Consider the following 21,651-nt stretch of genomic DNA (forward strand, 5'->3'; position numbering starts at 1 on the left):
AAATGATTAATGCAATAGTTTTTGACGTTGACGATACAATTTATGACCAGCAAGCACCATTCAGACGTGCCATTTCGAAAGTCTTCCCAGACTTTGACATGACCGATATGAACAAAGCTTACATTCGCTACCGTCACTATTCAGACCTTGGTTTCCCAAAAGTAATTGCGGGCGAGTGGGATATTGAGTATTTCCGTTTTTATCGTACAAATGAAACACTTAAAGATTTAGGCTATCCTGAAATTTCACGTGCTACCGGAGATTATTTCCAAGAAATTTATGAATATGAATTGGAAAATATCACGATGCTTGATGAAATGCGTTTGACACTTGATTTTCTGAAAAAACGTAATATTCCAGTAGGTGTGATTACTAATGGCCCAACAGAACATCAGCTGAAAAAAGTACGTAAACTTGGTTTGTATGATTATGTTGAACCAAGTCATGTGATTGTTTCGCAAGCAACTGGTTTCCAAAAACCAGAAAAAGAAATCTTTAACTTGGCTGCGCAACAATTTGGTATGAATCCTGAGACAACTTTGTATGTAGGGGACTCTTACGATAATGATGTTATGGGCGGTCACAACGGTGGCTGGAAAACAATGTGGTTTAATCACCGCGGACGTAGTATTTCACAAGGTGAAAAAGTACACGACGTCGAAATTGATTCTTTTGAGCAACTCTTTGGCGCTGTAAAAGTTCTTTTTGATCTTCCAGATAACAAGTACATCATGGATTCCAATGACAAGACAAATCCCGTCCTTGAGTTGGGTATTAAGTCTGGTGTAAACCTCGCAGCAGAGCGCCTTTTGTCTACAGGGAAATTTGACTTGGAAGCGGTAGCTGATATGCTAGAATTAAGTAAAAAACAGGTCGAATTCCTGACTTTAAAAGGATACAAATAAAAAAATGAAATCAGAGAAGTCTCTGATTTTTTAATTCGCTACTAGCATTTGTAACTAAAGCCACTAAATGCTAGACGGCAAGCTCTATGGAGCCTTGCTTAAGCGCCTTATTAAGTCAAAATTAAAAAATGACTGTTTTTGATTTTTCCTATCCTAATTCGCTACTAGCATTTGTAACTAAAGCCACTAAATGCTAGACGGCAAGCTCTATGGAGCCTTGCTTAAGCGCCTTATTAAGTCAAGTTCAAAAAATAATCGTTTTTGATTTTGACTGTCATGATTCTCTATGAGCAATTGCTTCTAAAGCTACTAAATCCCAAACGGCAAGCTCTATGAAATCTTGCCTAATATCCAGTAAAAGAGAAAATTCACTCTTGCATTGACATAAAATTTACGTTATAATTATAAAAGTTTCTGCTCAGCAGAAAATAGGACTCGTTTTTGCTGTAAACAAGTGAAAACTAAGGCCATACGGACAGCCAGAGTCACAGCCGATTGGCAATTTTATTGCCTTATTGATTAAGCAAATTATTTTGCTTATGGAGCTTCACACTCCACCCAAGAAACACGCTTGCGCGCATCAATAAGAGTACTAAAAGTTGACTACTCGGTCTCTCCGCAGTAAGACTGCTTTTTATATGTAATCAAAGATTGAATGTGAATCCAAGTGTGTGTACACTTGGATTTTTTGATATGCTACCATCATTGCGCCTGAAGGCGCTAATGATGGACGGAAAGTCCTATAGGACCTTTCCTGAGCATCTCATTAGTCAAAAATCAAAAAATACCGTTTTTGATTTTTGCCGTCATAATATGCTGTTGTTCATTTAAAGGCCCTGATAGCAAACGGAAATCCCTATAAGGATTTCCTAAGGCCCTCATTAGTTGAAAAACAAAAAAGATATTTTTTGTTTTTCAACGTCAGGTGCCGTTATAATATGCTATTGATATTTACCATCAGGTAGCTCACTTTTAGCTCTATTTGCAAATAACGAAGACTTATTTCTTCCACCGGTTTTGAGATTCCGGTGTTGGTTGCCAACAATTAAAACTCTAAATCCAAGACGAAGGATGAAACCATGACTAAAAACATCATTGAATTTAAAAATGTAACGAAAACCTATGAAGATAGTGGTACGACAGTGCTCAAAGACATTACTTTTGAGATTGAAGAGGGGAAGTTCTATACTTTACTGGGTGCTTCTGGTTCAGGTAAATCAACGATTTTAAATATTATTGCTGGACTTCTAGATGCTACATCTGGAGATATTTTGCTAGACGGTCAGCGTATCAATGATGTCCCGACAAACAAGCGTGACGTGCATACGATTTTCCAATCTTACGCATTATTCCCGAATATGACGGTCTTTGATAATGTGGCTTTTGCTTTGAAAATCAAGGGAGTGAACAAATCAGAAATCGCACAACGTGTTTCTGAGTCGCTTAAGCTTGTGCAACTAGAAGGCTTCGAGAAACGTGCCATCAGTAAACTCTCTGGGGGGCAGAAACAACGTGTTGCTATTGCACGCGCCATTATTGACCGACCCAAAGTTCTCTTGCTGGATGAATCCCTGTCGGCTTTGGATATGAAGCTTCGTAAGGATATGCAATATGAACTGCGTGAGTTGCAACAAAGCCTGGGTATCACTTTTATTTTTGTGACTCATGATCAGGAAGAAGCTTTGGCCATGTCCGACTGGATCTTCATTATGAATGAGGGCGAAATTGTTCAGTCAGGCACCCCAACCGATATATATGACGAACCGATTAACCATTTTGTAGCCGAGTTTATCGGTGAATCAAATATTATCAATGGACGCATGATTGAGGACTATCTTGTCGAGTTCAACGGTCAACAATTTGAAGCTGTTGATGGCGGAATGCGGCCTAATGAGCCGATTGAGGTGGTCATTCGTCCTGAAGATATTGAGTTCACCCTGCCAGATGAAGGAAAATTCAATGTGAAAGTCGATACACAACTCTTCCGTGGGGTGCATTATGAGATTGTGGCTTATGATGATTTTGGTAACGAATGGCTGATTCACTCCACCCACAAGGCCTTAGTTGGAGAAACGGTTGGTTTGAACTTTGAGCCTGAAGCTATACACATTATGCGTCTTGATGAAACCGAAGAAGAATTTGATGCGCGTATCGAAGAGTATGTTGAGGAAGAAGAGCAAACTATCGGTATCGCCAATGCGGTCGAAGAAGAAGCTGCAGAAGAAGAGGCAGCCATCATGGATGCTGTTCAGGAAGCCTTGGAAAATACAATGGATTTGACTGAGCTGGCGCAAGCTGTAAACGATATTTTGCATAAGCAAGAAAACGGGGAAAGTGAGGAAGAAGAATGACCAAAAGACTCTTCTCTGTTCCTTACTTCCTGTGGGTTGGACTGTTCGTAGTAGCACCTCTTATCCTCTTGCTTTGGCAATCTTTCTTCAACATTCAAGGACAGTTTACCTTTTCTAACTACAGCCAGTATTTTACAAGCTCAACTTATCTGATGATGACTTGGAATTCGATCCTCTATGCCCTCATCATTACAGTCGTTACACTCTTGATTAGCTTTCCTGTGTCCTATGTGTTAACGAAACTCAAGCACAAACAGCTTCTCTTGATGTTAATTATCTTGCCCACTTGGGTGAATTTACTGCTGAAAGCTTATGCTTTCATTGGTATCTTCGGGAAGTATGGCTCTGTGAATAGTTTCTTACAATTTATCGGACTTGGCCGACCACAGATATTGTTTACAGACTTTAGCTTTATCTTTGTAGCAACCTATATTTCTATTCCTTTCATGGTGTTGCCTATTTTTAATGCCCTTGAGGATTTGGATGAAAACCTCGTCTTAGCCAGTTATGATTTAGGTGCAACACGGTGGCAAACCTTTATTCATGTGGTTTGGCCTTTATCGCTCAATGGTGTACGCTCAGGTGTCCAAGCTGTTTTTATTCCGAGCTTGTCACTTTTCATGCTGACACGCTTGATTGGCGGAAATAAGGTAATAACATTAGGTACTGCAGTTGAAGAACATTTCCTCACCACCCAAAACTGGGGGATGGGTTCAACCATTGCCATCATCTTAGTTTTTGCGATGATGATTATTATGTTAGTGACAAGAGAAAGAAAGGTGGGTAGCTAATGCGTAGTAAAAACCGTGTCGGAAAAATCTATCTGGGCTTCGTGCTCTTTATCCTTTATGCCCCAATCTTTTTCTTGATTTTTTATGCCTTTAACGAAGGCGGGGATATGAATCAATTTACAGGCTTTACCTTAGATAACTTTAAAGAACTTTTTCAAGACAGCCGTTTAATTTTGATTGTCGTACAAACCTTTTTCTTGGCTTTCTTGAGTGCTTTAATTGCCACAATCATTGGAACTTTTGGTGCCATGTTTATCGAAAATCTTAAAGCCAAGGGTAAGACGACTTTCTTAGGCTTAAACAATGTCTTGATTGTATCGCCTGACGTTGTTATTGGTGCAAGTTTCTTGATTCTCTTTACCTTAGTAGGAATGAAACTTGGCTTTGCCTCAGTTTTGTTGAGCCACATCGCCTTTTCTATTCCGATTGTTGTCTTGATGGTGTTGCCACTTTACCAAGAGATGGATAAATCTTTAGTTGAGGCTGCCTATGATTTGGGGGCAACGCAGACTCAAGCATTAAGAGAAGTGATTCTGCCCTATTTGACACCTGGTGTCATCGCTGGGTTCTTTATGGCCTTCACTTATTCCTTAGATGACTTTGCCGTTACCTTCTTTGTCACAGGAAATGACTTTACGACAATGTCTGTCGAGATTTATTCACGTGCTCGTGCAGGAATCTCCCTTGAGATCAATGCACTATCCGCAATTGTATTTCTCTTCTCAATCTTACTGGTTATAGGGTATTATATAATCATGAGAGAATCAGATACTGCCGGAAAAACGCCAAATATTACTTAAGAAAGGACAGTTATCTTGAAAAAATTAATCTATTTCTTGTCAGGGATTTTAGCAATTACTGTCCTTCTTGGGGTTACAGCTTGGCGGATGTCCGCTGCAACAGGTATTTCAACCTCTACCAATAGCTTGACGATTTTTAACTGGGGCGAATATATCGATCCGCAGCTTCTCAAAAAGTTTGAAAAAGAGTCCGGCTATAAGGTTAATTATGTGACATTTGACTCCAATGAAGCCATGTATTCTAAAGTTAAACAAGGCGGTACTGCTTATGATATTGTTGTGCCCAGCGAGTACATGGTACAAAAAATGGCCAAAGAAAATCTTTTGCTTCCTTTAGATCACACCAAGATTAAAAATCTTAATTATGATAATCCGAAGCTCTTGGATGCGGCATTTGACCCTAAAAATACTTATTCTGTGCCTTATTTCTGGGGGACTTTGGGGATTGTATATAATGATAAATACATCACTCAGCCACCCACAAAATGGGAAGACCTTTGGTCTAAAGACTACAAAAATTCGATCCTCCTCACAGACAGTAGTCGAGATGTTATGGGGATGGGCTTAATCGCTACAGGAAGCTCTGTAAATACGACGAACCAGTCAGAGATTGATCGTGCTTATGACAAGCTCCTACAGCTCACACCCAATGTTAAAGCCATTCTCGGAGACGAAATCATGAGTTATATGATTAATAACGAAACACCGTTATCTGTCGTTTATAGTGGACAAGCATCCGAAATGACTTCAAGCAATGAACATTTACACTATGTGGTCCCTGCCCGAACAAATATTTGGTATGACAACTTGGCAATCCCAAAAACCAGTAAAAATACTAAAGCGGCCTATGCCTTTATCAGCTTCATGCAAGAACCAGAAAATGCAGCGGCCAATGCCGAATACGTTGGCTATTCAACACCTAACGTTAAAGCAGAAGCGCTCTTGCCTGCAGAAGTTCGTGAAGATAAGTCTTATTATCCTGATGAATCTCTGATAAAAGAAGATGAAGCTTATGTTAACCTCAGTCCATATTGGACGGGTGTTTATAATGATTTGTATCTTCAGTTTAAGATGAATAAATGAAAACAGCTCTAACCCTTGTGGTCGAGCTGTTTTGTATTCTATGCTCCAACTTAGCGTACATACTTTTTAAATTTTAGTATTCTAAACTTCCTTGATTATTATTTTTATTTTCAGGGAGACCATGCTAGAATTGATAATGTCCTAATTATATTCAAACCCTAGTATAATTTTGATTTTTCATAATAAATATCCAACCCATGGATATAACCTTGATGCCCCCCTTTCTCCATAGGGGGATTTTTGCTTTTTTCCAGCGCTTTTGACAGTTGCAACTCTCTTTGTTAACGATTACTTTAGTGCTATAATATAGATAAGGTAAATACTGAATCCTTTATTTCAGTATACACCTTTATTTGATTGCTCCATATCTGTGCTTTGGTTCTTTGCCCGCAGATGTGGAGTTTTTCTATATAAGCAATGATTTGTAATTATAATGTTATATAAGGTAATGAGAGGAGAAAGAGTTGGAATTTCTTAGTGAAAACCAGATTTAGAAAAATAAGAAGAACAAGTGCATAAAAACAAGGAAAAATATTATGAAAAAGAGAACAAATACCATTATGAGAAAAAGTCACACAATAATTTGTTCAAGATTAAAATAAATACCATTATTGGTATTTTAAGAAAATTATTCAAACATACGGTCCAGAAAAATTTATTTCTATTAACTGCCTCTCACATTAGAAAAAGAAGTTTTCGAAATAAATTCCTTAAACACCAATGATAATGAACTATAAGAGTGTTTTAAGAGTAGAAAAAAATATGGAAATAAAAGAATGAAAACAAGTGCAATTTCTCCTTAATTTTTATTAAGAAAGTGGTTTAAAATCCCCTTATCTTAACTGAAACTAAAAATATTGAAAAAATTACTTAATTTAATTAGCAAAAATTTTTAATGTATTTAAATACAAAAAAAGACATGGTTAATTTTTTAAAAATAAGAAGCGCATTAAATAGGGGTTTTTATTATACATTTTTTCCATTTTGTAGAATAAATTTTCTGAATATTTTGTTTACAAATGTTTTCGCTTTCTTTTTTTACCTCGTTTATTTTAAGTTATGTTTAAGGTAAAGGTCATATAATGAGTCCCTCATGAAGGAAATGAATTTGACTTTGAAAATTTATTTTCTTCTGAGTGAACTTATACATTTTAAACCGAGAGCTTTCAAAGATATGTAATTTCGCAAGCAGCAGAGATTTGAAGGTTCCTTATAACAAACGTCCATAGCGTGCAATGACGTTAAACTGCTGACGGTAATCCTACACAAGCGTTCAAGACTTTATGATGTGTATGGGAAGTAACCATGATGATAGAGTATATACGGGGGTTCGTAATTGAGCTTTAACTCTATGGAATATTCTTAGTGGCGAAATTGAAAGGTCTAAATGAAATTCAGTAAAGTTGCTATTTCAACTGGTGTTATTGCTTCATTCATGTTTATCGGTACTGGTATGGCCCACGCGGACACACCAAAACAAACTACACATGATGTTGCAATTGAAGTTATTAACGGTAACTACGGTACAGGTCAAGATCGTGTCACAATGTTGACAAACAAAGGTTTTGACTTTGAAAACGTACAAACAGAAGTTAACAACATTTTGTTAGGAAAAGCTTCAGCAACTCCTACAACTGCCAAAAAAGTTGAAACACAACCTGCTAAATCTAAAGTAGCACAAACTGTATCAGGACTTGACTTAGGTCAAACTTCTGGTCAAGTAAATATTGAAGCCCTTGCCAACTACATGGTTTCTAATACTGCCAACGCAGCAGGATATTCTGCAAGCGAATGGGCATATATTATTGAACATGAGTCTAATGGACGTGCAGATGTTGCAAATGCAAGTTCAGGTGCATACGGTGCGTTCCAATTGTTAGGTCACGGTGAATACGCTGGCATGACTCTTGCTGAACAAATCGAAATGGCAAGTAAACTCCCTGCAGGAAGCTGGGTTGTTTATAACTAATAGGAAGTGAATTACAATTCGTTTCCTGGAGTGCTTAACTAAGATTAAACATCCAAGGCTATCACAAACAGTGAAGGCCTTTTTGTTTTGCCTTTAACCTTTTTAAAAATCAAAAAATCAAAAAATCAAAAAAACTCTTAAAAAATTTAAAATTATATGTTATAATAAAAGAGTAGATTTAGTAAAACGTACTAAATTCATAACAATTAAAGAGACAATATAGGTTGGGCGCAAGCTTCAAGAGATTTCCTCCGAGGGTAAGGAGGAGATTTTTTGATAGCTTGCGCCCTTTTTGTTTACATTCTTTTTTTTCGATTGCTACGCTCTTGGAAAAAAATGAAGTGTAGACCTAACTGTCGAAAATACAAGGAGGAAGCTTTTGGAATTTTATAAAAAAGCAAAAGAAGAAGTTATTGAGGAGTTTTTAGTTGATACTAAGACTGGCTTAAATCATGAACAAATATTGAAGCAAAGAGAGCTTCATGGAGAAAATAAACTTCCAGATGAAGAGGAAGAATCATACTTAGCTACGTTCCTCAAAAGTTTTAAAGAACCTATCGTTATTGTTTTACTTGGTGCGGTAGCTCTGTCCTTTGCTAGTTCTTACTACGCTTTTCAATTTCAAAATGATAGTAAGCATGGGATGGAGGCACTATATGAAGCGATTGCTATCTTAATCTTAATTATCATAAATGCCTTTTTAGGCTTTTATCAAGAAATTAGTGCACGTAAGAGTTTGAACGCATTAAAAGAGATGAACAATCGTTATGTTACTGTGTTACGAAATGGTCAATTTGAAAAAATACTTTCAACAGAGCTTGTCACAGGAGATATCGTAAAAGCCTCAATTGGAGACTTTGTCGAAGCAGATGTCCGTTGGATTGAAACCAGTGAGCTCCAAGTTATCGAGTCGCATTTGACTGGCGAAGCAGATGCGATTAGCAAGCACACAGATGCTATTCTCGAGACGACAGAACTAGGTGATCGTCATAATATGGGCTTCTCCGGTTCAAGCGTTTCTGGTGGACAAGGTTTAGGGATCGTTGTGGCTGTTGGGGAACATACTGAACTTGGTAAAATTGCCAAGCTGATTCAAGCAGTTGAAAACAGGACGTCGCCACTGCAAAATACGGTTCATAAGTTAACCAAAACCTTGATGCAAGTTTCAGCCGGTATTGTTGTCTTTACCCTCGTAGTGGGTATCATCCAAGCTGGTGAATTAAGCATAGCATCAATTACATCTGTTTTATCAACCTCAATCGCCTTAGCTGTAGCCTCTATACCGGATGCTCTACCTGCTGTGCTTTCGATTGTTTTAACGATTGGCGCTGCCAAAATGGCGAAGAATAAGGGGCTTATCAAGTCACTTAACAGTGTGGAAACACTAGGAAGTACTTCCTACATCTGTTCAGATAAAACAGGAACACTTACCAAAAATGAAATGACCGTTACACATTTCTATACAAACGGACAGTACTATGAAGTTTCTGGTCTGGGCTATACTCCAGAAGGGGAAATTCGTAGTCTTTCTGATGAAGAGCAAGAGCCTTCATATTCGGCCTTTATTGCGGGAGCCCTTTTGTGTAACGAGTCTGCTCTCAAAGAAGTCGAAGGAAAATTCGTGCCTTTTGGTAATCCAACTGAAATTGCCTTGACTGTTTTGGGGCAAAAAGCTGGCCGCACAAAAACTCAACTTTTAGAATCACATGAGCTCATCCGGACGCTGCCTTTCACTAGTGATCGTAAAACAATGAGTGTCATTGTCAAGAAAGGCGACAACTATCTTCTCTATATCAAGGGAGCGCCAGATGTTCTGGTTGAGAAAAGCCGTGCCCTTTTGATTGATGGTGAATTAAATACCGAAGAAAGTGAAAAGCAAAAATTTATCACGACTGTAAATGACTATGCCAATGAAGCTTTGCGTACCTTGGCGGTAGGATACCGTATCCTCAGTAAGGAAGAAGCAGAACAAGGTCAGCTAGAAGATTTAGAAAAAGATATTATCTTGACGGGGGTTGCAGGAATTATCGACCCTGCGCGTGAAGAAGTCAAAGCTTCTGTTAAAACATTGCAAGATGCCAGTGTCGAAGTCGTTATGATTACAGGTGACCACGAAAATACAGCTCGTGCTATTGCTTATAATCTTGGCATTGTAAAATCCAAAGAGGCTAAAGTCATCAAAGGTATCGAAATTGAAGAAATGACAGATGAAGAGCTCTATGCTGTCGTTAAAACAACAAATGTCTATGCACGTGTTTCCCCTGAACACAAGCAAAGGATTGTTAAGCAACTTCAAAAGCACGGGGAAGTTGTGGGCATGACAGGAGATGGTGTTAATGATGCACCAGCTCTGAGAGCAGCTGATATTGGAATTGCCATGGGAATCGCAGGAACTGAAGTAACCAAGGACTCTGCTGACTTGATATTGCTTGATGATAAGTTTACGACGATTGAAAAAACAGTCGAAAATGGTAGAACTATTTATGCCAATATTAAGAACTTTATCCGTCACGAATTAACGACGAATGTCGCAGAAGTACTTTCCTTGATATTAGGCTTACTTTTCTTCACTGTAAGTATCGGGAATGTTGACTATACCACACCAACTTTAACAGCCTTAATGGTACTTTGGGTCAATATGGTCAGTGATGCCGTGCCTTCTTTCGCTCTAGGATACGATGTCGCTGAGTCAGACATTATGAACGAAAAACCACGTGACCCTAAAGAATCTGTCCTAGCCAACTACACGTGGTCAAGAGTCTTGATCCGAGGCACAATTATGGGCTTGATGGTCTTTGTAGCCTTTGTTTGGGCAGCAAAACAAGGCATGTCAAGTAACGAAGCACAAACGGTGGCCTTTTTAACACTTGTTTATGGTCAGTTGTGGCATGTTTTTGATGCAAGAAGTTCACAAACTCTCTTCAGAAGAAACCCATTCGGCAACCCACGTTTAATCCTTGCTGTTGTCTTTGCAGGTATCTCTTCATTTTTAGTGACGATAATTCCATTCTTTAATGTTGTCATGGGAACTGCACCATTGAGCTTACCTGTTTATCTTCTTGTACTCTTTGTGCCAGCTTTACCAACATTTATCCTATCAGGTATTAAAGAAATCTTTAAAGTGAAAATTTGGTAAGGAGAATTTTTGAGTTGTGTAACAATAATATGCTAAAATAACAGTATAGTAATCCTTGGAAGGAAGTATACACATGGAAAAAGTAAAAAGCTTTTTTACACCCAAAAGAATTTTAGTTCTCTTGATTCTTTTGCTCATCGTAATTTTTGCGGTTCTTAATTTCTCACCTGTTCGTGTTAACATGCTTTTCTTTAACATTGATATTCCCATGTTCTACGGTATTATCGCTGTAGGGCTGATTGGGTTTATATGTGGATATGTGATGCGGGGGAGAAAATAGCCTGAAAAAATCAAGACTGAAGTGTGTTACACGCTTCAGTCTTTTTATATTATTAGGTTTCCTCTTGCAAAAATATTAGAATTTAGAAAGGAGATTAAAAAGAAATGAGCATATAATATGGAAGAATTAATCCGGTTCTACATTAAAAAGAAGGAGTTTAAAAAACTTCAAGTTATTCTTAAAGATTTACAAAGACATGAACTGAAAGAGATTTTTAAACATCTAAAGCAAGATGAACAGGTCATTTTTTTTGAAGTCCTTTCAGAAGATAAAGCAGTGGCGTTGTTCAAAATTCTTGGCACTCAGCAGCAAAAAAATCTTTTAGATGCGCTACAACCGCCAATGGTGCAAACTTTTCTCAATCGGCTGTCGTCAGACGATCGTGTCAGACTTTTTGACCGACTACCTGAAAGACGAGTGAAGAGTCTTCTGGGTGTTTTAACACCCGATAATAGAGCAGAAACACTCCACCTCCAAGCTTATGTCCCAGAAACAGCCGGTCGAATTATGACAACGGAATTTGTAACTTTGACAGAAGATATGACCCAAGAAGAGGCGTTGGCAAAAGTCACAGAGGAAGCCACGCGCAAGGAAAACATCTACATTTTATTTATTATTGACGAGAAGTTAAAGCTCACTGGTTTTATAACCTTACATCGACTTTTGATGATGGCACCAACAGCAGTCATTAATGAGCATATGTCGCGTCAACCGATTTCTGTTAAAACTTCTGAGGACCAAGAAAAGGTGGCACAAAAAGTCAAAGAGTTGGATCTTCTGGCTTTAGCTGTGGTGGACGATACTAATAAATTAGTAGGCATAGTAACCTTCGACGATGCAATGGAAATTCTTGAAGAAGAGGCAACAGAAGACATTTTGAACCAAGCAGGTTTATCCGACTTAAAAGATACAGAGGAGGACCGCAGCAAGCTACTTATTAATGGCAAATTAAACAAAATTTTGGCAGTACGTTTACCCTTTCTTTTAGCCACTTTGTTGTTAAGCATGCTTTCTGGTTTAGTCATTGAAAATTTTGAACAAACTTTAGAATCCATCGCAATGGTGGCAATTTTTATCCCATTGATTATGGGCATGGGAGGAAATATTGGGACACAATCTTCAACAGTCTTTACACGAGGCTTGGTTTTAGGGCATATTGAGATTGAGAACTTCCTTGAGCACTTTTTCAAGGAATTACATGTCGGTTTGACCATTGGCGCATTGATGGGAATTATGGCGGGGCTAATGGCGACCATATGGCTAGGTTTTCCGATGTTAGGTTTGGCAGTTGGTTTAGCCCTTTTTGCCACGATGACCGTCGCATCCTTGCTGGGCTTTTTAGTCCCTTTTATCTTAATCAAGTTAAAAATCGACCAAGCTGCAGGATCAGCACCAATCATTACAACGATTAAAGATTTAGTTGCCTTACTGATTTACTTCACCTGCATTTCGCTCTTCCTTGGCCATCTTATTTCATGATATTATTTTGAATTGGATAAGAAAAATATTACAATTAGATTATATAAATGTTGTTGAAGTTACTTATTGATAATAAAAACTTGACGAGGTGAAACCAATGTTTTATAATCTTAGAGCAGAGCAGAGCAGAGCAGAGCAGAGCAGAGCAGACGGTAATTTTCTATCAACCAGATATAAGTTTTCCATGTCTTAAGGGGGTGAGTTACATATGAGCCCAGAAAAGAAACGAAAACTGCGTAATATCGCACTTTTAGCCTTACTTGGTTTAATCGGTGGAACTTTTGCTTTCACAGCCTTCAACCAACAAGCCATCAACGATCGTTTAAGAGAAAATCCAGTTAGGGAAGCAGCTGGACGTGTTCATGACTATTTTAACCGTGAGACAGAAAACAAAGATGTTTTTGTCGAAAATTACGGTCAAGAACCTATCATGGCAAGAATCCGGCTGTCGGAGTTTATGGAGTATCAAGAACGTGGGGAACCAGGATTTGAACAACTAGTGGGCGGTTCGCGACAAAATGTAAGTACTTGGGAACCCTATATTCCAGCACCGAATGATATCACTACACGTCTAGGAGATGGTGCTGTTATGAACACCCATGCTCGACTAACCTTTGGTCGGGAAGGAGAAAGACAATGGTACTTGCCAACCTTTAATCATGACAAGAATGACCTAATGACAGCCGCTACAGGTGATGCCCGTGACTATGTCGTAGGCGAGGATCCCAAAGATGGCAGAACAAACGGTGCCACGCATCCCGGAGACGGAAAAGACGGTTACTGGCAGGAAAATGTGTCCTACACCAATAGCGAAAATGGCATACTATGGCCAGGTTCAACAGAAGGCACACGTACAACTTCACGGAACCTCCGTCAAGAACGTGCGCCAATGACACTCCAGCAGTGGGTTGAAGATGGCGTAGGGAGCGGTAACTTTTGGGTTATCGACCATGTCACAGGCTGGGCTTACTGGGCGAATGCACTCCGAGCAGGTCAAGCCACGTCTTACCTGATTGATGCAGCCGTCATGCAAGATGCCGCTCATGCCATCAATGGTGCTTACTATTATGCCATCCATGTGGACAGCCAACTCATCGATATGGAAGGCAACTTCGAGACTGAAATAGAAACACCTTATCTTGATGAACTTCTTGAAGCGGTCCGAGTTAGTGCTGGTATTTCTGTAAGGGAGCTTGACTTTAGTACTATGGAACCTGGAGATATCTTTACTCGAGGCGACCAAGACTTCCGTTATCTTGGAAATATGGAAGATATAGCAGCGGGGAGTGCCCGTGACCATATGATTATCCTCAATGGTATTCTTAACTCTGTGAATTGGACTGCCCACGAGTCACGTATCGACGACTGGTTCGATAATGAGCTTCCAGCCGACCTTAAAGCTATGGTTACCCCAGTAGCCAACGATTTCATCACAGGAGAGGTAAGAGATAGTGCCGCAGGTCTTACTACAAATCCAAGCCGCTGGCTTGCCAATAATCTTACAGGAGATGTTGCGGCAGATAGAACTGTTGTTGTAGAAGATGGAATGCCTCGTGCCTTTTCTCTATCATTAGCTGATGTGGACCACTTGTCACGTACTGATGGTATTGGTTTCACTCACAATACGGACCGCAGAGCCAGTGATCCTCTAGGAGGCTGGTGGTGGCTCCGTACGCCTAGTGATCTTTCTACGGTTGCATGGTCTTTAACAACCTCTGGTACTTTAAATGGCAGTACAACTCGTACGAATAGCAGTACCGGTGGAGGAGCTCGTCCTGCTCTTATCATTCATCAATAATTCCCTAAAAATGGGAAGTTTTTCTAAAAGCAAAATAGGTATAGTATTTTGAGATATAAGAAAAGACAATGTCACAAGGACTTTGTCTTTTTGTATTTTACTTTACTCGTATCGAAGACAAGTTTATCATTTTGCAAAGTAAATTTTAGGAAAGAAGATATTTCTGTTAAAATAGACAAATATGAGACTAGATCACTACCTGTTCCTCAATGGATGGAAGGATAAGAAAGAACGCAAACGCTTGATACAGACCAGAAAGATTATAATTGATGGAGAAGTAGAGTATAACCTAAGTCGCAATGTCGATCCTCAGATGCATGAAATTATTGTCAATCAGCAACAGCTCACAACATTTGGACATCATTATTTTATGATGAATAAGCCAGCTGGTGTACTTTCAGCCAATAAAGATGAGCACCTGCCCACCTATCGTGACCTTGTGGAAGAAAAGAATGATGCACTCTATCCTGTGGGACGGCTTGACTTTTTAACGACAGGATTACTATTCATCACGGACAATGGGCCATTGGGCATCGATATGCTTAAGCCACAGCAACATGTTTCTAAAACATATTTCGTAGAGACATGGGAACCACTTGAAGAAAGTGATAGAGCTGCCTTTGCGGCGGGCCTTGAATTTATCGGAGGTGTTCGTACGCAGCCAGCGCAACTCGAAATTTTAGATGCGCATCATGCTAAAGTTACTATCCAAGAAGGCAAATATCATCAGGTTAAGAAAATGTTCTTAGCTTTAGGTAAAAAAGTTGAGCAACTGCAACGTTTAAGTTTTGGACCGCTGGTCTTAGATGAAGATTTGCAACCAGGTGCTTATCGCCCTCTTACGCAGCAAGAGATCTTGAGTCTGAAGCCTTATATGAGAAAGTAAGATTCTTTGACAGTCTGATAAGGCAAGTGTTATAATCATTATCACTTAAACTTGATGAAGAAAGGAAGTGCCACTATGTCTATTTATAATTTTACGGTGAAGGGAAAACAAGGAGATGATATCTCTTTGTCCGACTATAAAGGCAAAGTTCTACTCGTAGTGAATACTGCGACAAGATGTGGTTTTACACCACAATATGATGGACTTCAAAAACTTTATGATGAATATAAAGAGTCCGGGTTTGAAATTCTCGATTTTCCTTGTAATCAATTTAAAGAGCAAGCACCTGGCACAGCTGATGAGATTGATCAGTTTTGTACATTGAACTATGGAACAACTTTCCCACGCTTTCAAAAGATTGATGTTAATGGCGCGGATGAAAGCCCGCTCTATACATGGTTAAAAGAAGAAAAAGGAAGCCCGCTTGGAAAAAAAATCAAGTGGAATTTTACGAAGTTCTTGATCAACGCTCAGGGAGAAGTTGTCGCACGTTATGCTCCAGCAACAGAACCTGAAAAAATTGCCAAAGATATTAAAAAAGAGCTTGAAAAAGTAGAAAAATAGGAGCATATGCCTCCTGTTTTTTCTTTTGGTATCATTATAAAGAAGCTCATATTTATAGCTGGTTTATGCTATAATTGAGGCATGAATATTCTGCTCGAAATCCAAACAAAATTAAAAGAACTTTCCCCTAACGAGTCAAAAGTTGGAAAGTATGTTCTCGCTTTTCCTGAGGCTGTCATCAACCTAAGCACCCAAGACATTGCTAAAAATAGTCAAGTGTCACCAGCTACAGTTATTCGCTTTGTCAAATCCATCGGACTTGAAGGTGTTCCCCAACTTAAGCAGCAACTTTCCGTCTGGAAGGCGAGCGCCCAATCGGATACAGATTTTCAAGAATTACGTCCTAATGAAGAGATAGACTCAATAAAATCAAAATTAAAAGCGCGCATTAATCATATGACAGAACTTGTTAATGGTCATTTAAACAATGAGAGACTTGCTAAAACGGTCGACCTGATTGATGAAGCGGAGTTAATCTTTATTTTCGGGATTGGAGCTTCTTTTCTTGTGGCTCAAGACCTAGCTCAAAAATTGAACCGTATTGGCAAAATCAGTATTTGTGCGGACAATACGCACACGATGGCTGTCAATTTAACCAATAATAATCAAAAGAAACTCTTTATCGCTGTCAGTGACCGGGGGGAATCCCGTGAAGTTTTAGCTATGCTTGATTTGGCTCAAGCTGAAAAGATTGAAACCATTGCGATTACCGGTATCGAAAACTCAAGTCTTGCTAAACGTGCCGAATATCCGCTCATTTCTCTATCAGGAGAGAATTTTGAGTTTAGGCATGCAGCTACGGTTTCAATGCTGGCACAATTGTATCTCATCGATTTGCTCTTTTATGCCTATGTCAGCAAAAACTTTGATGATGCACGAGAATCAGTGATTCGTTCTTTAGATATCGTTCGTCATCTGGAAAAAAATTATTGATGTGAAGTTATACATAAAAACAGTAAAAATCTTGGCGTTTTCGTTGTGAAGCGAGATTCTTACTGTTTTCTTTACCTTAAACTTTTTTATGTTAAAATAGAAGAATGATTTTACTACAAGGGAATGGGATAGCACGCACTTTTGGTGGCGATGTTTTATTCGAAAATATAAATTTTAATCTTCAGGACCACTCACGCATGGCTTTAGTCGGACGCAATGGTGCGGGAAAATCGACTTTATTGAAGATTATTGCAGGCGTTGAAGAACCTTCAGCAGGATCGATTTCTAAGGTCAAGGACTTGCATTTAAACTATTTGGCTCAAGATACAGGACTTTCTTCAGAATTAACCATTTTTGAAGAAATGTTGACGGTCTTTGAAAAACTCCGTCAAACAGAGCGACAATTGCGTCAGATGGAATTACAGATGTCGGAGTTAACGGGTGGTGACTTAGAGAGTTTGATGCACCGTTATGATTCTTTATCGGAAGAATTTCGTCAAGCCAACGGTTTTACCTATGAAGCAGAGATTAAGTCAGTACTTAATGGTTTTCGTTTCGATGAGAAGATGTGGGACCGTGCTATTTCTTCCTTATCTGGTGGACAAAAAACACGATTAGCTTTGGCAAAAATGCTTTTAGAAAAGCCTGATTTGTTGATTTTGGATGAGCCAACCAACCATTTGGATATTGAAACTTTGGCGTGGTTAGAAACTTACCTGAAAAACTATTCAGGAAGTCTTTTGATTGTCAGTCACGACCGTTATTTCTTAGATAAGGTTGTGACAGAAACCTTGGAGATTTCACGAGGCAAGCTGACACGCTTTGCAGGAAATTACAGTAAATATATTGAACTTAAAGCAGAGATGCTCGCCACTGAGCAAAAGAACTATGATAAGCAACAAAAAGAAATTGAAAAATTAGAAGATTTCGTTGCTCGAAATATGGTTCGTGCCTCTACAACAAAACGTGCCCAATCACGCCAGAAAAAGTTGGAAAAGATGGAGCGTATCGAAGCACCGAGCGCAAGCGAAGCGGCTGCTCATATGACCTTTTCTCCAGCTAAAAAGTCGGGCAACATCGTTCTTACAGTTGAAGATGCAGCAGTGGGATACGATAAAGTCCTCGCTGAGCCTATCAATATCGATACACGCAAACATGATGCCATTGCTATTGTTGGACCAAACGGGATTGGGAAGACAACATTGATCAAGTCAATCATTGGTCAAATTCCTCTTCTTAAGGGCCAGGTGAAGCTGGGAGCGAATGTCGACTTAGGATACTATGACCAAGAACAAGGGGCTCTCACGCCTTCTAACAGTGTTCTTGACGAGATTTGGAATGAGCATCGTCTCTTACCAGAGGTAGAAATACGTAATCTTTTAGGGGCCTTCCTTTTCAGCGGCGAAGATGTGAAAAAGACCGTTTCGATGTTATCGGGGGGAGAAAAAGCACGTCTTCTTTTGGCGAAGCTCGCTATGCAACATGATAATTTTCTTGTGCTGGATGAACCTACCAACCACTTGGATATCGACAGCCGCGAGGTTTTGGAGAATAGCTTGATCGACTTCGATGGCACTTTACTCTTTGTCAGTCATGACCGTTATTTTATCAATCGGGTTGCGACCAAAGTTCTCGAAATATCACCTCAAGGAAGTAAACTTTACCTGGGCGATTACGATTATTATTTAGAGAAAAAACGCCAAGAAGAAGAGACACATCAAGAAGTTGTTTTGGAAGAACAACCAGAAAGTTCGGGCCAGATGGACTATGCGCAACAAAAAGAAGCACAGAAAATCCGTCGCAAGTTCGAACGTGAAGTCAATGCTGCGGAAGAAAAACTTGCTGCTCTGGAACAACAAAGCGAAGAAATTTCCCAAGCTATGTTAGACATAACAGATGACTTTGTTAAACTGGGTGAACTCCAAGCAACGCTCGACCAACTGTCTGAACAAAAAGAAGAAACAGAGATGAACTTACTGGAAGCAATGGAAAGCTTAGAAAGTTTATGATTGCAAACTTACAGTAAATCTGTTAGACTATATAACAAGAAACCTTTAAATTAGCACGAGAGGCTAGCAAGGAAACCGTATAATTGTCTATTTGTATAGTATTTAGGTGCATTCTAAATATTATTGGCATATTTTTTTACGCACTTGCAGCTTTATGCAAGTGTTTTTTTGTGTAAAACAGCGTGCTATTGATATTAACTTAAGGGACTAGAAAGAGGATAACATGTCATTATCAAAAACTATCGCTGCTGATTTACTCGAAATAAAAGCTGTAAGCTTATCGCCGAGTGCACCATTTACATGGGCAAGTGGGATTCAATCTCCTATTTATACAGACAACCGTGTGACCTTGGCTTATCCAGAAGTACGCACTCGTATTGAGCAGGCTTTTGCGGATTTGGTCAAGGCAGAGTTTCCTGAGGTCGAAGTCATTGCAGGTACAGCAACAGCAGGTATTCCTCATGGTGCAATTATTGCTGACTATCTTCAATTGCCTTTTGCCTATATTCGTAGCAAACCAAAAGATCACGGCGCAGGAAACCAAATCGAAGGACGTGTATCTAAAGGGCAAAAAATGGTATTGGTTGAGGATCTTATCTCAACAGGAGGCTCAGTACTAGAAGCAGTGGCTGCCGCAAAACGTGAAGGGATAGAAGTTCTCGGTGTGATTGCTATCTTTACCTACCAACTCGAAAAAGCAGCAACAAAATTCCAAGAAGCGCAAGTGCCACTGCACACATTAACAAATTATTCTGAACTTATCCAAATTGCTCAGGAAACAGGTTATGTAACAGAAGATGAACTTGAAATGCTTAAAAAATTCAAGGATAATCAAGAAACATGGAGTAAATAACATAATAAACATTATGTAAAATATAAAAAGGGGAACAGATGATACTCATAAAAAACGGCCGTGTAATCGATCCTGAGTCCGGTTTTGATCAAGTTGCTGATGTGTTAGTTAAAGATAAGAAGATTATTCGTATTGCCCAAGATTTGGAAGAAGAAGGTGCAGATATTATTGATGCCAGCAACATGATTGTTGCTCCTGGGCTCATCGATATTCATGTTCATTTTCGTGAACCAGGTCAAACGCATAAAGAGACGATACACACTGGTGCTTTATCTGCAGCACGTGGTGGTTTTACGACAGTAGTAATGATGGCAAATACTAAACCGATTTTATCGAGTCCTGAAGTGCTTGTAGAGACACTGAAACTTGCAGATGAAGAGAAAATTCATATTAAGTCCATTGCTTCTATTACCAAAGATTTTGACGGGCGACATTTGACGGATTTTGAGGCTTTGTTAAAGACAGGCGCAGTTGGCTTTTCAGATGATGGTATTCCATTGAGTGATTCAGGGGTCTTGCATGAAGCTTTGAAGAAAGCCAAGGAAACGGATAGTCTGCTCTCTATTCACGAGGAAGATCCCAACTTAGTGGATACGCTTGGAATCAATGAAGGCGAAGTGGCACACCAATGTGGTCTAACAGGAGCGACAAAGGTGGCTGAGTACAGTATGATTGCACGTGATGCAATGCTGGCTTTGGATACTCAAGCGCGTTTACATATTCAACATTTGTCTGCAGGCGAAAGTGTAGATGTAGTTCGTTTTGCGCAAAAGATGGGCGCAAAAGTTAGTGCTGAAGTTACACCACAACATTTTTCACTGACAGAGCAAGCTGTCCTAGAGATTGGTACAAATGCAAAGCTTAATCCTCCACTGCGTCAAACGAAAGATATTGCGAAAATTTTGGAAGGCTTGAAAGACAACACGATTAGTGTTATTGCGACCGATCATGCGCCACATACCCATGAAGAAAAAAATGTTGCTTTGGCTGAAGCACCGAGCGGAATGATCGGCTTAGAAACTTCTTTGCAACTGGGGCTTACGCATTTGGTTACTCCTGGACATCTTGAACTGGCTCAATTGCTGGCGAAAATGACTGTTAACCCAGCCAAACTATATGGTTTTGATGCAGGATATTTAGCGGAAGGTGGACCGGCTGACATTACCATTTTTGATGCTCATAATACTTATAAAGTGGATGAAAACTTTGATTCCAAGGCAAGGAACTCACCATTTATCGACCAAGAACTTGTGGGACAAGTCAAATATACGATTTGTTCAGGAGAAATAGTTTACCGCCCATAAAAATCTTGCAAGAGCTTACATAAATTGTTAAAATGATTTTAATGTTTAATAAATTTTATTCTAAGCAATAGGAGAAATCTCATATGAAAATCAGTAAAACAATTAATGCTCCTGTCGAGTTTGTCTACAATCAGATTCTGGATTCATCACTTTACGATATCGAAAAAAATACTGGGCACAGACCTGACATCAAGTCTCTTAATGGCTTTGAATATTCAAAAACATTTGGCAAAAACCAACATGGAACTATTACGATTGATGAAGTGGTGAAAGCCAATAAGTATGCTTTTACCACGAAAACTATCCGCAATACATTCAATACACGTTGGAGTTTTCATCCTGTTGATGATAAGAAAACAGAGATAACTATTGAGGAAAGCCGTACTTCAAGCGGAATGATTCAAAAATTAAATGATATGTTTGTCGGAACGCTTCTGGGACACTGGAAAAAACGTCAGATGGTCGCTATTTTGAATCACATTGAACAAGCTTATAGTGGTGGGAAGTGAA

At 39.2% G+C, this 21,651-nt stretch carries 17 protein-coding genes; all 17 read left to right on the top strand.

Annotated features, from left to right (window positions below; translation table 11 throughout):
* Nucleotides 1-2: 2 nt before the first annotated feature.
* Complete coding sequence (locus BZZ03_RS03475) at nt 3-905, top strand: HAD family hydrolase (protein WP_086582521.1); 903 nt, start codon at nt 3-5, stop codon at nt 903-905.
* A gap of 1,079 nt (nt 906-1,984) precedes the next feature.
* A complete protein-coding gene (locus tag BZZ03_RS03480) occupies nt 1,985-3,256 on the top strand; it encodes an ABC transporter ATP-binding protein (RefSeq protein WP_017370223.1) in 1,272 nt (423 codons plus the stop codon).
* Nucleotides 3,253-4,047, top strand: a complete 795-nt coding sequence (locus tag BZZ03_RS03485; RefSeq protein WP_014024681.1) for an ABC transporter permease — start codon at nt 3,253-3,255, stop codon at nt 4,045-4,047. The genes BZZ03_RS03480 and BZZ03_RS03485 overlap by 4 nt, the downstream gene beginning before the upstream one ends.
* Entirely contained in the window at nt 4,047-4,847 is an 801-nt protein-coding gene (locus BZZ03_RS03490) for an ABC transporter permease (RefSeq protein WP_017370221.1), read from the top strand. The genes BZZ03_RS03485 and BZZ03_RS03490 overlap by 1 nt, the downstream gene beginning before the upstream one ends.
* 15 nt (nt 4,848-4,862) lie before the next feature.
* Nucleotides 4,863-5,930 (top strand): ABC transporter substrate-binding protein, encoded by a 1,068-nt coding sequence (locus tag BZZ03_RS03495; RefSeq protein WP_086582522.1) that lies wholly within the window; start codon nt 4,863-4,865, stop codon nt 5,928-5,930.
* Between the two features lie 1,387 nt (nt 5,931-7,317).
* Nucleotides 7,318-7,899 (top strand): transglycosylase, encoded by a 582-nt coding sequence (locus BZZ03_RS03505; RefSeq protein ID WP_086582524.1) that lies wholly within the window; start codon nt 7,318-7,320, stop codon nt 7,897-7,899.
* A gap of 379 nt (nt 7,900-8,278) precedes the next feature.
* Nucleotides 8,279-11,035 (top strand): cation-translocating P-type ATPase, encoded by a 2,757-nt coding sequence (locus BZZ03_RS03510; RefSeq protein ID WP_086582525.1) that lies wholly within the window; start codon nt 8,279-8,281, stop codon nt 11,033-11,035.
* 73 nt (nt 11,036-11,108) lie between these two features.
* A complete protein-coding gene (locus BZZ03_RS03515) occupies nt 11,109-11,315 on the top strand; it encodes a hypothetical protein (RefSeq protein WP_019292723.1) in 207 nt (68 codons plus the stop codon).
* A 117-nt stretch (nt 11,316-11,432) separates the two neighbouring features.
* Nucleotides 11,433-12,794 carry a magnesium transporter gene (gene mgtE, locus BZZ03_RS03520; RefSeq protein WP_086582526.1) on the top strand — a complete coding sequence of 454 codons (1,362 nt, stop codon included), beginning with the start codon at nt 11,433-11,435 and terminating at the stop codon, nt 12,792-12,794.
* A gap of 208 nt (nt 12,795-13,002) precedes the next feature.
* Nucleotides 13,003-14,592, top strand: coding sequence for a hypothetical protein (locus BZZ03_RS03525; protein WP_086582527.1), 1,590 nt, complete (start codon nt 13,003-13,005; stop codon nt 14,590-14,592).
* A 181-nt stretch (nt 14,593-14,773) separates the two neighbouring features.
* Nucleotides 14,774-15,478: a 16S rRNA pseudouridine(516) synthase gene (locus BZZ03_RS03530; RefSeq protein ID WP_086582528.1), complete on the top strand. Its 705-nt coding sequence runs from the start codon at nt 14,774-14,776 to the stop codon at nt 15,476-15,478.
* Nucleotides 15,479-15,553: 75 nt separating this feature from the next.
* Entirely contained in the window at nt 15,554-16,042 is a 489-nt protein-coding gene (locus tag BZZ03_RS03535) for a glutathione peroxidase (protein ID WP_086582529.1), read from the top strand.
* Nucleotides 16,043-16,123: 81 nt separating this feature from the next.
* Entirely contained in the window at nt 16,124-16,975 is an 852-nt protein-coding gene (locus BZZ03_RS03540; RefSeq protein WP_086582530.1) for a MurR/RpiR family transcriptional regulator, read from the top strand.
* A 104-nt stretch (nt 16,976-17,079) separates the two neighbouring features.
* A complete protein-coding gene (locus BZZ03_RS03545; protein ID WP_086582531.1) occupies nt 17,080-18,984 on the top strand; it encodes an ABC-F family ATP-binding cassette domain-containing protein in 1,905 nt (634 codons plus the stop codon).
* 223 nt (nt 18,985-19,207) lie between these two features.
* On the top strand, nt 19,208-19,837 hold the full coding sequence (gene pyrE / locus BZZ03_RS03550; protein WP_086582532.1) for an orotate phosphoribosyltransferase: 630 nt from the start codon (nt 19,208-19,210) through the stop codon (nt 19,835-19,837).
* Nucleotides 19,838-19,875: 38 nt separating this feature from the next.
* A complete protein-coding gene (locus tag BZZ03_RS03555; protein WP_086582533.1) occupies nt 19,876-21,141 on the top strand; it encodes a dihydroorotase in 1,266 nt (421 codons plus the stop codon).
* An 83-nt stretch (nt 21,142-21,224) separates the two neighbouring features.
* On the top strand, nt 21,225-21,650 hold the full coding sequence (locus tag BZZ03_RS03560; protein WP_061413150.1) for a DUF3284 domain-containing protein: 426 nt from the start codon (nt 21,225-21,227) through the stop codon (nt 21,648-21,650).
* Nucleotide 21,651: the final 1 nt, after the last annotated feature.

This window comes from Lactococcus petauri (assembly GCF_002154895.1).
Lineage (GTDB): Bacteria > Bacillota > Bacilli > Lactobacillales > Streptococcaceae > Lactococcus > Lactococcus petauri.

What these genes read in the sequence shown, in the direction of transcription:
- BZZ03_RS03475 (WP_086582521.1), top strand. Translation starts at nt 3, where the DNA reads ATGATTAATGCAATAGTTTTTGACGTTGACGATACAATTTATGACCAG.
- BZZ03_RS03480 (WP_017370223.1), top strand. Translation starts at nt 1,985, where the DNA reads ATGACTAAAAACATCATTGAATTTAAAAATGTAACGAAAACCTATGAA.
- BZZ03_RS03485 (WP_014024681.1), top strand. Translation starts at nt 3,253, where the DNA reads ATGACCAAAAGACTCTTCTCTGTTCCTTACTTCCTGTGGGTTGGACTG.
- BZZ03_RS03490 (WP_017370221.1), top strand. Translation starts at nt 4,047, where the DNA reads ATGCGTAGTAAAAACCGTGTCGGAAAAATCTATCTGGGCTTCGTGCTC.
- BZZ03_RS03505 (WP_086582524.1), top strand. Translation starts at nt 7,318, where the DNA reads ATGAAATTCAGTAAAGTTGCTATTTCAACTGGTGTTATTGCTTCATTC.
- BZZ03_RS03515 (WP_019292723.1), top strand. Translation starts at nt 11,109, where the DNA reads ATGGAAAAAGTAAAAAGCTTTTTTACACCCAAAAGAATTTTAGTTCTC.
- mgtE (WP_086582526.1), top strand. Translation starts at nt 11,433, where the DNA reads ATGGAAGAATTAATCCGGTTCTACATTAAAAAGAAGGAGTTTAAAAAA.
- BZZ03_RS03525 (WP_086582527.1), top strand. Translation starts at nt 13,003, where the DNA reads ATGAGCCCAGAAAAGAAACGAAAACTGCGTAATATCGCACTTTTAGCC.
- BZZ03_RS03530 (WP_086582528.1), top strand. Translation starts at nt 14,774, where the DNA reads ATGAGACTAGATCACTACCTGTTCCTCAATGGATGGAAGGATAAGAAA.
- BZZ03_RS03535 (WP_086582529.1), top strand. Translation starts at nt 15,554, where the DNA reads ATGTCTATTTATAATTTTACGGTGAAGGGAAAACAAGGAGATGATATC.
- BZZ03_RS03540 (WP_086582530.1), top strand. Translation starts at nt 16,124, where the DNA reads ATGAATATTCTGCTCGAAATCCAAACAAAATTAAAAGAACTTTCCCCT.
- BZZ03_RS03545 (WP_086582531.1), top strand. Translation starts at nt 17,080, where the DNA reads ATGATTTTACTACAAGGGAATGGGATAGCACGCACTTTTGGTGGCGAT.
- pyrE (WP_086582532.1), top strand. Translation starts at nt 19,208, where the DNA reads ATGTCATTATCAAAAACTATCGCTGCTGATTTACTCGAAATAAAAGCT.
- BZZ03_RS03555 (WP_086582533.1), top strand. Translation starts at nt 19,876, where the DNA reads ATGATACTCATAAAAAACGGCCGTGTAATCGATCCTGAGTCCGGTTTT.
- BZZ03_RS03560 (WP_061413150.1), top strand. Translation starts at nt 21,225, where the DNA reads ATGAAAATCAGTAAAACAATTAATGCTCCTGTCGAGTTTGTCTACAAT.